The sequence below is a fragment of the Pseudoalteromonas sp. Z9A5 genome (assembly GCF_011378875.1).
In the GTDB taxonomy this organism is placed as follows: domain Bacteria; phylum Pseudomonadota; class Gammaproteobacteria; order Enterobacterales; family Alteromonadaceae; genus Pseudoalteromonas.
Map to the genome: position 1 here is coordinate 93,501 of NZ_WTLC01000017.1, position 11,035 is coordinate 104,535.

Here is an 11,035-nt window from a genome sequence, read left to right on the forward strand (position 1 = left end):
GGGGTTACTCGCGATGATAAGGATGGTTGTTATTTAAGCTCCAGCCTCGGTAAAGGCTTTCTGCAACAATTATACGCACCATAGGGTGCGGTAATGTTAAATTAGATAACGACCATTTTTGCTCAGAAGCGTCAATACATTCTGGAGCAAGTCCTTCAGGTCCGCCAATAAGTAAACTTACATCGCGCCCATCGAGTTGCCATTTTTCCATATTTTTAGCAAGTTGGTGTGTATCGAGTGCTTTCCCTGTTACTTCTAACGTAACAATACGATTGCCTTTTGGAATAGCCGCTAAAGTTTTTTCACCTTCAATGTGTAAAATACGCTTTATATCTGCATTTTTACCACGTTTTCCGGCTGGAATTTCGATTAACTCAAGCGCCATATCTTTAGGGAAACGGCGCTGATACTCTGCAAAACCCGTCTCTACCCATGCTGGCATTTTTGTACCAACAGCAATCATTTGTATTTTCACGTATTACTTCCAAGCATTGTCTAAAATGAGTGAGCGTTTAGCCCCACAGTTTTTCTAGATCGTAATAGATACGTGCTTCGCTTTGCATCACGTGTACAACCACATCACCTAAATCAACCAGTGCCCATTCGCCGTCGCTTTCACCTTCATAACCTAGAGGCTCTGAATCGGCATGGCGAGCTTCTTTTGCTAAATGATCAGCAATTGACTGTACGTGACGTTTAGATGTACCAGAACAAATAACCATATAGTCAGTGATGTCTGATGTCTTCGTTACGTCAATATGAATGATGTCACGCGCTTTCATATCGTCAATTTTATCCATTGCAAAGGCGAGTAGTTGTTTTGAATCCAAGGTTTTGTCTCAATTTAAAAATTTAATGGCGCGCATTTTAACACGCTAAGGGTTTTTAAGCATCAATTTGATAGAGCTGATGCACTTCTATGTAATGACTCACTGCATCGGGTAATAGTTCATTCTTTTTATTACTTTTTTTTAGCTGCTTGCGAATGGTACTAGAGGCCGCATCATGCGTTTCACCGGATAAAAAATAAAGTTTTCCAGCAAGAGTTTGCTCAAGTACTGTTATTTCATCTGTTTTTGATTGTTGCATGTAATTTTCAAGGTCACCCGTTACATTACAATGTTGTGCTGGGCGCTGATAAACAACTATATGACAAAGCTGCGTTATTGCTTGCCACTCAAACCATTTATCGAGGTTGTTAAATGAGTCCATACCAATTAAAAATAAAATGGGAGTAGTGGGGTTTTCTTTACGAAGTTCTTGCAAACTTAGTAACGAATAAGATGGACCTGTTCGGTTAAGTTCTCTTAAATCGAGTTCAAAATACGAATAAGGTGCAATAGCTGCATTTAGCATACCGATACGATGCTGCGTACTAATGCCAGGTGCTGCTTTATGAGCGGGGAGTGCACAAGGCATAAAATAAAGCGTGTTTAAATTAAATGTTTTAACACATTGCAACGCCATGTTTATATGACCAGAATGCACTGGGTCAAAAGTGCCACCAAAAATTGCAATCATTTAACACCCATTAGCTTTTATTAATTAACCGCGTGGCACGGCATAGGGATATCGAGCGGTTGACAAAACTTAATACAAATATGAGCGAGCGCTTGATAAGGAGCAATTAAGTTACCTTGTTTATAACTGGCATCAAACAAAGCTACTTCACTATTTATTTGTTCAAGTGTATTTATGCTTAAACGGTTAATTGCGTTTTGCACGGGACCTTGCTGATTTTTCCAAATTGCTTTTTGCTTAAACAAATTAGCAATTGGCTCACCATTTAATAAACCAAGTTGCACACTGATAAGTGTATTGAGCTCTTTGGTTATAGCCCATAAAATACTTACTACTTCGGTATTATCGCTAGCTAGTTTATTTAATACTTTTATAGCTTGTTTAGCATGACCATTTAACAGTGCATCACTTAAATCAAAAATATCAAACTTTGCTTGATTTAATAACCCTTGCATCACTAATTGCTGAGTAATTAACGCATCGCCATGTAATAACGAGAGCTTTTCGAGTTCCTGAAAACACGCTAGCAAATTACCTTCAGTCGCATTTATTAAGCTTAGTTTTGCATCGTTTTGCATATTAAGTGATAAACGTTGGCATTGCTCGTCTAGCCATCGTTTTACATGGGAGCCTGTAAGTGGGTAGCAAGGTACAAATACGCCGAGTTTATCAAGGGCTTTAAACCAAGCGCCACGTTGTACTTCTTGGCTGGCTTTAGCACCTTTAATAATGAGGATAGTATCTGGGTTTACCAGCTCAACAACTTTTTTAAAGGTGTTGCTGCCAATAACGCCTGGTTTTTGTTGGTTTAAATCAAGCTCAATAATAGTACGTGCGCTAAATAACGACATACTTTGGTATTGAGCTATAATTTCTTGCCAATCAAAGCCTTGCATTAAGGTAAACTTAATTACCTCATCAAATCCTTGTTGCTTAGCAACGTCACGAATTTGTTGTACGCATTGGGCTTCTTGAAATGGCTCTTCGCCGAACACTAAATAAAAGGGTTTTAACCCTTTATTTAACTCGCTCGATAATTGATTAGCGTAGCAGCGCATTATAGTTGCGACAGCTCTCTAACAATACGGCGACTCGCTTGCTGACGAATTTCAGTAATAAGTAACTCAAGTTCTTTTGCTTTAGCAAGTGCATGATCTGGATCATCTTGATAGTTACGGTAAAGCTCAAAGCGTTTTTCTATTGCGTCTTCACCTGGGCGTTTAACTATGTAAGACACACCATAAGCAAGTTCGTATTCAGCAACCTGACCATTTTGAAACAACGATAACGTTTGACGTTCAACTGTTTCTCTACGTAAGTACAATTGCGCCATATTGTGAGCGGGTGCTTTTAGTTCTACATTACTTGCTTTTAGCTCGCTTTTAAGATCTTCAAACAAGGCTGACTTTTCATCGTCACCCACAAGGGTAAGTTGCTTAAGGTTATCAGGCAGGCTAGAGGCTTTTTTTAAATGAAACCCACAGCTCGATAACAAAAAGCAGACTAGCACTAAGGCTAGTCCGTTTTTAATGGCGTTAAATGCGCCCATATTAGTTAGCTACCACATTAAGTAATTTACCAGGTACGTAAATAACCTTACGAATGGTTGCACCGTCAGTAAATTTAGTTACGTTAGATTCTGCAAACGCAAGGGCTTCTACTTGCTCTTGGGTTGCATCTGCTGCCACAGTTAGCTTAGCGCGAAGCTTGCCGTTTACTTGTACGATGATAAGTTTTTCATCTTCAACAAGTGCCGACTCGTCAACTTTTGGCCATGCAGCATCTAAAATCTCGCCTTTTTTACCAAGCTCTTTCCAAAGCTCATGCGATAAATGCGGAGTAATAGGTGCAAGCATAATAACTAATGCTTCAAGTGCTTCGTTAGCGATCGCTACATCTTGTTTGTCGCTTAATGGTGCTTTTAATAACTTATTAGAAAGCTCCATAATAGCTGCAATAGCGGTGTTAAAGGTTTGACGACGTTCAACATCATCAGTCACTTTAGCAATTGCTTTGTGTAAGTCGCGACGTAGTACTTTTTGTGGATTAGTTAGCGCTGATTTATCAAGTGCTTGGTAACCTACTGTTTTAACGTCTACTGCGTATTTCCATACACGTTTTAAGAAACGATGCGCGCCTTCAACGCCTGAGTCTGACCATTCAAGCGTTTGCTCTGGTGGTGCTGTAAACATCATAAATAAACGCACTGTATCTGCACCGTACTGGGCAATTACATGTTGTGGGTCTATACCGTTGTTTTTAGACTTAGACATTTTACTCATACCTGATGAGAATACCGGCTCGCCGTCTTCCTTATGCCATGCTTTAGTAACGCGGCCTTTTTCGTCGGTTTCGGTGTTTACATCAGTTGGCGAAATCCAAATGTCGCCGCCTTTTTCATCTTTACGATAAAATGTTTCAGCAAGTACCATACCTTGACAAAGTAAGCGGTCAAACGGCTCGTCTGAATTAACTAAACCAAAGTCACGTAATAATTTATGGAAAAAGCGCGAGTACAATAAATGTAAAATAGCGTGCTCAATACCACCAATGTATTGGTTTACTGGTAACCAGTAGTTAGCAGCAGCAGGGTCTAGCATACCTTCATCGTAGCGTGGGCTACAGTAACGAGCGTAATACCAAGACGACTCCATAAATGTGTCAAACGTATCAGTTTCGTGAAACGCAGGTGCGCCATTAACTGTTGTTTTAGCCCATTCTGGGTCTGCTTTAAGTGGTGATGTTACACCGTTCATTACCACATCTTCTGGTAAGCGAACTGGTAGCATATCTTCAGTAGCCGCAAGTTCTTTACCATTTTCATCGCTAAGCATTGGAATTGGAGAACCCCAATAACGTTGGCGACTAACACCCCAGTCACGTAAGCGGAAGTTTACTTTACGCTCACCAACACCGAGTGCTTCTAATTTATCGGCAATCGCTTTAAAACCAGCTTCAAAATCAAGTCCGTTAAATTCACCAGAATTTACAAGCACGCCTTTGTCAGTGAATGCTTCTTTATCTAGGTTTACTTCAAGGTCTGAACCTTCAGCAGGTGCAATTACTTGTTTTATGTCAAGACCGTAAGCCGTTGCAAATTCAAAATCGCGTTGGTCATGTGCAGGTACTGCCATCACAGCGCCTGAGCCGTAATGCATTAATACAAAGTTAGCTACCCAAATTGGTACTTGCTCGCCCGTTAACGGGTGAGTTGCGTAAAAGCCTGTTGCAATGCCTTTTTTCTCCATTGTTGCCATATCTGCTTCGGCTACTTTGGTGTTTTTACATTCTTCAACAAACATCGCAATAGCGTCGCTATTTTTAGCGGCTTCTTGTGCAATAGGGTGACCACCGGCAACAGCAACATACGTAACACCCATAAAGGTATCTGGGCGTGTTGTGTATACGCTAAATGTTTCGTTGTTATCAGTGCGTTTAAATTCAATGTCGCACCCTTCAGAGCGACCAATCCAATTGCGCTGCATGGTTTTAACTTGCTCTGGCCAATCTTCAAGCTTGTCTAAATCGTCAAGTAGCTCTTGTGCGTAGTCAGTAATTTTAATAAACCACTGCGGAATTTCTTTTTGCTCAACTACAGCACCCGAACGCCAACCGCGACCGTCAATAACTTGCTCGTTAGCTAATACAGTTTGATCCACTGGATCCCAGTTAACCGTCGACATTTTTTTATACACTAAGCCTTTTTCGTAAAGCTTAGTGAAAAACCACTGCTCCCACTTATAGTATTCTGGGTGACACGTCGCAATTTCGCGATCCCAGTCATAACCAAAACCTAATTGCTTAAGTTGGGTACGCATGTAATCAATATTTTCGTATGTCCACTTAGCTGGTGCTGTTTTGTTTTTAATAGCAGCGTTTTCTGCAGGTAAACCAAACGCATCCCAACCCATAGGTTGCATTACGTTTTTGCCTTGCAGGCGCTGGAAACGAGAAACAACATCACCAATGGTGTAGTTACGCACATGACCCATATGCAGTCGACCACTCGGATAAGGGAACATAGAAAGGCAGTAATACTTTTCTTTGCTCTCATCTTCAGTGACTTTAAATACCTGGTTTTCTTCCCAGTAGCTTTGTACTTTTGACTCTATATCTTGCGGGTTATATTGCTCTTGCATCTATGGTTCCAGACTTCTTGCAAACTAATAAAAAATTGCCATTAGGATACCCCAAATAAAACACTATTCACAGCGGCAAAAACATGCTTTTATTAAAATGTAACTTTCAGTGCAGGTTAACCTGTATTTTTATAGTGTGGTAAGCTAAATACATAAGTTATAGGCTGATTTAACAGCAATTTTGAAGGAGTAAAAAATGACTGATTACAAAACATGGCTTGGCGATTTTACTAATTGGCTAAAAGATGTAAAAAATAATGGTGTAAAAGATGTTGTGAGTGGGTTTGTTGAATCTGAGCAGGCACTTAAAGATTTAAGTCAAGAAAGGTATGAGCTCTATAAAAGTTACTTAAAGCATGATATTGAGCATATTGTAGAGCACGAATCTTATTACAATTCACTTGCATGGCAAGAGCTTAAAGAGTCTCTTTGGTTTGAGCTTTCGAACATAGAAGACAAAACACAGCTTGAGTGGCAATCGTTAAGCCAAGATATTAAGCAAAATGGTGTGTATCACGTGGGCGAATGGATAGCCATGGGCACATTAGTATGTAAGAATTGCAGACATAGCCACGACATTTATCACGCTACGCAAATAACACCTTGCATAGAGTGTGATGGAACGCAGTTTAGCCGTAAGGCTTTGCAACCCTAAATATTAGTATTAAGTGGCTATAAGCCACTTAATACGTTTAAAAGCTAGCGAATATGCTGGTAAACAAAGAAGTTAGAATGACGAAAAAATTGCTGCCATTATCTGTATCTGCACTCGCACCGAGTATTTCTACTAATCATGTAAACACGTGTATGAGTAATCCGTATCCAGAGCAACTTACTTTTATAGGGCAACAACGTGCCCAAAGTGCGCTCGACTTTTCATTAGGTATGGAACTTCCTGGTTATAACGTTTATGTAATGGGGGAGGCTGCACATGGTCGTTTTACGCTTGTAAAAGATAAGCTCAAGCAACACGCAAAAGACAGACCCACGCCTAATGAATGGTTGTACGTAAATAATTACGACGATCATCGCGAGCCTATTGCACTATTTATGCAACCAGGCCAGAGCAAGCAATTATCTGACGACATAGATTCATTTTTAGATGAAGTGCTAGACACATTTCCGGCTGCTTTTGATAACCCAGCATACCAGCGCAAAAAAAAGTCGATAGACCGCGAGTTTAACGATGCCTACGACAGCGCAATTACCGCTGTTGAAATAGCTGCACTTGAACAAAGCGTTGCACTAGTAGAAGAAAAAAGCTCAGTAGGCTTTGCACCACTTGTTGATGGAAAACAGCTAAGCGACAGCGAATTTGGCGAGCTTGAAGAAACATTACGCGAAGAGTTTTTTGAAAAAATAGAAAAACTAGAAGATGCATTAATAGAAGCGCTAATAGAATTGCCTCGCTGGAAACGCGAATCTAAAGAAAAACTTCGTAATCTTAAAAAATCGACCGCAGAGCAAGCCACTAAGCCACTTTTAAAAGACTTAGAACATAAATATGCCACGCATATTGGTGTACTGCGCTATTTAAAAGATATACGCGTTGAAATTATTGATGCCGTGCTTGAATGGCTAGATGATGAAGATGAAAGCGAAGACAACAAAGAAGATTTTGACCGCAAAGGCATGCTTACCGACTTTTTTGCTCCTAATATATTAGTTGAATTTAAAGAAGACGATGCAGCGCCAGTGGTGTATGAGCCAAATCCAACCTTTGGTAATATATTTGGTAAAATTGAATATGCTACATCGCAAGGTACGTTAATTACGAGTTATCGCTCAGTTCAGCCTGGTGCATTGCATCGTGCTAATGGCGGTTACTTAATTATGGATGCCGAAAAAATAATGGCTAACCCACAAGTGTGGGATGGTTTAAAACTTGCGTTAAAAACACATCAAATAAAAAATGATTTACCGTATCAAGACAGCACAGTAGGAACAAGTTTTACACTTCGACCACAACTGATCCCACTTGATGTGAAAATTGTTTTATTAGGCTCACGCGAGTTGTATTACACCATAGGTGAATACGACGAGGAATTTGCAGAGCTGTTTAGAGTACTTGCCGATTTTGACTACTACTTACCAAGTAGCGATAAATTGCAGTACCAGTTTATTACTAAAGTTACCGAGTATTGCGAGCAAACTTTAAAATGCACAGCAACGCAAGCCGCTATGGTGCGTTTACTCAAGTTTAGCTACCGCCAAGCTGAGCACCACAATAAACTATCGGCTCGCTTTGCCGATGTGCTAGAACTTGTTGCTGAGGCAAGTTACTACGCTAAACAAGATAATTTAACCGTTATAGATGCACACCATATTGATGAAGCTATTGAAGGTAAGCAATATCGTACCGGGCAAATTAGCGAAAACATGCTTAGTGACATAAAAGAAGGTCACACACTTATTGCAACCAGCGGTCAAGCTATTGGTAAAGTGAATGGCTTAACGGTATTACATATTGGCGACACCTCATTTGGAACACCAGCGCGTATTACAGCGACTGTTTATGCGGGCGCCGATGGCGTTATAGACGTTGAACGCGAAGTTGAATTAGGCAAAGCAATTCACTCTAAAGGGGTTATGTTACTTACCGGTTATTTAGGTAACAAATACGCTCAGCAGTTTAGTTTAACGCTTAGTGCTAATATTGCCATAGAGCAAAGTTACGGCTACATAGATGGCGATAGCGCATCTTTAGCAGAGCTTTGTGCACTTATTTCGTCTATTACAAGCCTACCTATTAGCCAATCAATAGCGCTCACGGGTTCTATAAACCAACATGGTGATGTGCAAGCCATTGGTGGCGTAAATGAAAAAATAGAAGGCTTTTTTAAGCTGTGTAAAATGCGTGGTTTAACCGGTACGCAAGGCGTTATTATTCCTAAATCCAACCAAGTTAACCTAGTGCTTGATGACGAAATACTTAATGCAGTAGAGAGTGGTAAATTTAATATTTACGCAGTAGAAACCGTAGACCAAGCACTTAACTTGCTAATGGATATAGAAGCGGGCGATATAATTGATGACCAGTACCCTGAAAGCTCAGTAAACGGTATTGCACTTGCTCGCCTTAAAGAAATTGCCGACATAGTAAATGGCGATGATGAAAAAGACGAAGAGCTAGATAATGAAAAGCTAGACAACGAAAAAGGTTAATGATGATCAATATAATTTTGGCGGTGGTTATCGCCATTTTTTGTTTTTTAATATTTCAAAATAGTAAAAAAGCAAAGCAACAAGCAGGTATAAACGCACAAATAGGTGCAGATTACTTAGCCGCTAACGCAAAGGTAGAGGGCGTAGTCGAAACCACTTCAGGCTTGCAGTATAAAGTAATACATAAAAGCGAAAGCGAAAACACACCAAGCCCAACAAGTATGGTTAACGTGCATTACCACGGCACACTAATCGACGGCACTGTGTTTGACAGCTCAGTAGAGCGTAAAACACCTATTAGCTTTGGTTTGCACCAAGTTATTAAAGGTTGGACCGAAGGCTTACAACTAATGAGCCCAGGCGATAAATATACCTTTTATGTACCGCATCAGCTAGCGTACGGCGAAAAACGTGTAGGGAGTATTCCTCCTGCCTCAGTACTTATTTTTGAAGTAGAGTTATTGGCAATTGAGTCTTAGTGATTAAATTAAATAACAAGGAAGTAAGTTATGAATAAAGATGAATTACTTAAAGTAGCCAAGGGTGATATTAACTTTACCTTTCAATCTATTGTTTACGCATTAGCGCTATGCTTACTAGTTGCAGCTGTTTTTTTACTAGAAATGAGCGCTAACCTGCAAATAGGTTTAATAGTTTGTATTATCGGCGTATTTGGAATGACTATTTATAATAATTTAAATACTCGCCTAAATGCCGCGCTTGCTCTTATTGTGCTCTCACAAGAAAGCCAAAACACCAAGTAAGCAAACGAGTTAGTTTTAAGCCCTACTTTAATAAAGTGGGGCTTTTTGCTTTTAGCTAACATTAAAGTTTGCTCAAGGATTTTAATGCTAGGTCGATACCTATAATAGTTACAAAGCTATTTTAGGGATAAAATAATGAAGATTTCACCGGCTCCCATTCCATACCAAGTACACAACTCTAACACTCAGGCTTTAACGCAATCAGATAATCCACCTGTTGAAGAAGAGGGCGAGGAAGAACCAAAATATGTGCTATCAAAGTTTTTAGATACTAAAGCACAGCAATACAGTGAAGATAATGCAACGTTTGGCGATCAGTATAAAAATCTCGAAAAAGTATATAAGCATTTCACGGGGCGAGTTATTGCGCTGCAAGAGCAAATAAACAAACTTAAACAAAGCCCTGCACAACGTAGTTTAATCATAAGCACGACAGTAAATGAGTTAGATAAAAGTGATGCGAGTTTAATTTTAGATGCTGAGCACCTAGGTTCTAAAAAATATAAAAACACACAGCAACAAGATCAAATAGATATGTTAGAGATGCAATTAGGAGAGCTAAAATCAGAGCAAGCAGCAGTAAAACAACAAATGGTTGAATTAGTTATTAGTGAAATGAAAAGGCGAGGCGATCACGACTACACTGTTTAACCGAAACGTAGGATAAAATCTATATCAAGCAGTAATCTCAGCATTAACTGCGTTTAATTTACTTACAACCGACCAGTTATTTACGCGTAAATTTGCCTTTTTTATTAAAAATCCCTAACCAAAGTTCAGTTTATTTAGCGCCACCACACGCTGGTGGGTTACCCTGTAAACTCAATTTTACCCACTTCAAGTTTAAATTTACCTTCTTGCTTACCTGCAATCATAAAGCCTAGTTGCTTAATATCATCAAAATCAATAACAGGCTGTTGCTCAAGCACACGACCGCGATACGTTAGGGTAAAATCACTTGGGGAAAAGTTTATATCTACCCATTCATTTTTTACTGTTTTAAATGAGTGAGTATAAGCGGCACCATCAGGGGAGTTCGTTGTCCTGAGTCTAAGCTGATAAGTTTGCCCATCACCTTTAACACGCAGGGTTATGCCTTTCGTATTTTGACCTTGTGTATTTAACGCTGTGCGTATTGATGCAAAACCGCCGTTGTTATCAAGCGAAACATTGCCTGTAAACAGCAAACTGCTTTGTGTTTGTATTACCTTGCTATTAGAGACACCACCCATTACAGAGTCGTTAACAACATCCCATTGCTGGTTTGCATTCGCTTGTTCACTTATAAGTAATAAATTAAATACAAAAAGTGATGAAAGTTGTTTAGTTGTCATAAGTGTTTCCTAATTGGTATTCATAGGTTGGATCTTAAGGAATAAAACTTGAAAACATGCTCTGAATTTGATCTGATAGTAATCGCCAAACCACTATCTATCCCAAAAGCAG

Annotated in this window: 12 protein-coding genes; 5 read left to right on the plus strand and 7 right to left on the minus strand. The window is 39.6% G+C overall.

The genetic code is table 11. The features are described 5' to 3' along the window. Positions 1-4 precede the first annotated feature (4 nt). From rlmH to leuS, 6 genes are read right to left on the minus strand one after another with little or no spacing between them, the layout of a single operon-like run. Complete coding sequence (gene rlmH, locus GQR56_RS10655; protein ID WP_024610965.1) at positions 5-475, minus strand: 23S rRNA (pseudouridine(1915)-N(3))-methyltransferase RlmH; 471 nt, start codon at positions 473-475, stop codon at positions 5-7. A gap of 37 nt (positions 476-512) precedes the next feature. Continuing rightward, entirely contained in the window at positions 513-830 is a 318-nt protein-coding gene (rsfS, locus tag GQR56_RS10660) for a ribosome silencing factor (protein ID WP_024610964.1), read from the minus strand. A 55-nt stretch (positions 831-885) separates the two neighbouring features. Beyond that, a complete protein-coding gene (nadD, locus tag GQR56_RS10665) occupies positions 886-1,521 on the minus strand; it encodes a nicotinate-nucleotide adenylyltransferase (protein WP_166111157.1) in 636 nt (211 codons plus the stop codon). Positions 1,522-1,541: 20 nt separating this feature from the next. Then, positions 1,542-2,579 carry a DNA polymerase III subunit delta gene (gene holA, locus GQR56_RS10670; RefSeq protein ID WP_166111160.1) on the minus strand — a complete coding sequence of 346 codons (1,038 nt, stop codon included), beginning with the start codon at positions 2,577-2,579 and terminating at the stop codon, positions 1,542-1,544. Further along, positions 2,579-3,070: an LPS assembly lipoprotein LptE gene (lptE, locus tag GQR56_RS10675; RefSeq protein WP_024610961.1), complete on the minus strand. Its 492-nt coding sequence runs from the start codon at positions 3,068-3,070 to the stop codon at positions 2,579-2,581. Before lptE ends, holA begins: the two co-directional genes overlap by 1 nt. Position 3,071: 1 nt before the next feature. After that, the gene (leuS, locus tag GQR56_RS10680; RefSeq protein ID WP_166111163.1) at positions 3,072-5,660 is read right to left on the minus strand and encodes a leucine--tRNA ligase; all 2,589 of its coding nucleotides are present in this window, start codon (positions 5,658-5,660) and stop codon (positions 3,072-3,074) included. A gap of 196 nt (positions 5,661-5,856) precedes the next feature. Between leuS and GQR56_RS10685 the strand changes: the two genes are divergently transcribed. From GQR56_RS10685 to GQR56_RS10705, 5 genes are all read left to right on the plus strand, one after another. Further along, positions 5,857-6,315 carry a hypothetical protein gene (locus GQR56_RS10685; RefSeq protein ID WP_166111164.1) on the plus strand — a complete coding sequence of 153 codons (459 nt, stop codon included), beginning with the start codon at positions 5,857-5,859 and terminating at the stop codon, positions 6,313-6,315. 77 nt (positions 6,316-6,392) lie between these two features. Continuing rightward, complete coding sequence (locus GQR56_RS10690; RefSeq protein ID WP_240920927.1) at positions 6,393-8,825, plus strand: ATP-binding protein; 2,433 nt, start codon at positions 6,393-6,395, stop codon at positions 8,823-8,825. A gap of 2 nt (positions 8,826-8,827) precedes the next feature. Then, on the plus strand, positions 8,828-9,304 hold the full coding sequence (locus GQR56_RS10695) for an FKBP-type peptidyl-prolyl cis-trans isomerase (RefSeq protein ID WP_024610958.1): 477 nt from the start codon (positions 8,828-8,830) through the stop codon (positions 9,302-9,304). Positions 9,305-9,334: 30 nt separating this feature from the next. Continuing rightward, entirely contained in the window at positions 9,335-9,589 is a 255-nt protein-coding gene (locus GQR56_RS10700; RefSeq protein ID WP_024610957.1) for a hypothetical protein, read from the plus strand. Positions 9,590-9,724: 135 nt separating this feature from the next. Continuing rightward, a complete protein-coding gene (locus tag GQR56_RS10705) occupies positions 9,725-10,240 on the plus strand; it encodes a hypothetical protein (protein ID WP_166111170.1) in 516 nt (171 codons plus the stop codon). A 158-nt stretch (positions 10,241-10,398) separates the two neighbouring features. Here the strand turns inward: GQR56_RS10705 and GQR56_RS10710 are convergent, their stop codons facing one another. Next, positions 10,399-10,923: a CIA30 family protein gene (locus GQR56_RS10710; RefSeq protein WP_166111173.1), complete on the minus strand. Its 525-nt coding sequence runs from the start codon at positions 10,921-10,923 to the stop codon at positions 10,399-10,401. Positions 10,924-11,035 lie beyond the last annotated feature (112 nt).

What these genes read in the sequence shown, in the direction of transcription:
- nadD (WP_166111157.1), bottom strand. Translation starts at nt 1,521, where the DNA reads ATGATTGCAATTTTTGGTGGCACTTTTGACCCAGTGCATTCTGGTCAT.
- holA (WP_166111160.1), bottom strand. Translation starts at nt 2,579, where the DNA reads ATGCGCTGCTACGCTAATCAATTATCGAGCGAGTTAAATAAAGGGTTA.
- lptE (WP_024610961.1), bottom strand. Translation starts at nt 3,070, where the DNA reads ATGGGCGCATTTAACGCCATTAAAAACGGACTAGCCTTAGTGCTAGTC.
- leuS (WP_166111163.1), bottom strand. Translation starts at nt 5,660, where the DNA reads ATGCAAGAGCAATATAACCCGCAAGATATAGAGTCAAAAGTACAAAGC.
- GQR56_RS10685 (WP_166111164.1), top strand. Translation starts at nt 5,857, where the DNA reads ATGACTGATTACAAAACATGGCTTGGCGATTTTACTAATTGGCTAAAA.
- GQR56_RS10690 (WP_240920927.1), top strand. Translation starts at nt 6,393, where the DNA reads ATGACGAAAAAATTGCTGCCATTATCTGTATCTGCACTCGCACCGAGT.
- GQR56_RS10695 (WP_024610958.1), top strand. Translation starts at nt 8,828, where the DNA reads ATGATCAATATAATTTTGGCGGTGGTTATCGCCATTTTTTGTTTTTTA.
- GQR56_RS10700 (WP_024610957.1), top strand. Translation starts at nt 9,335, where the DNA reads ATGAATAAAGATGAATTACTTAAAGTAGCCAAGGGTGATATTAACTTT.
- GQR56_RS10705 (WP_166111170.1), top strand. Translation starts at nt 9,725, where the DNA reads ATGAAGATTTCACCGGCTCCCATTCCATACCAAGTACACAACTCTAAC.
- GQR56_RS10710 (WP_166111173.1), bottom strand. Translation starts at nt 10,923, where the DNA reads ATGACAACTAAACAACTTTCATCACTTTTTGTATTTAATTTATTACTT.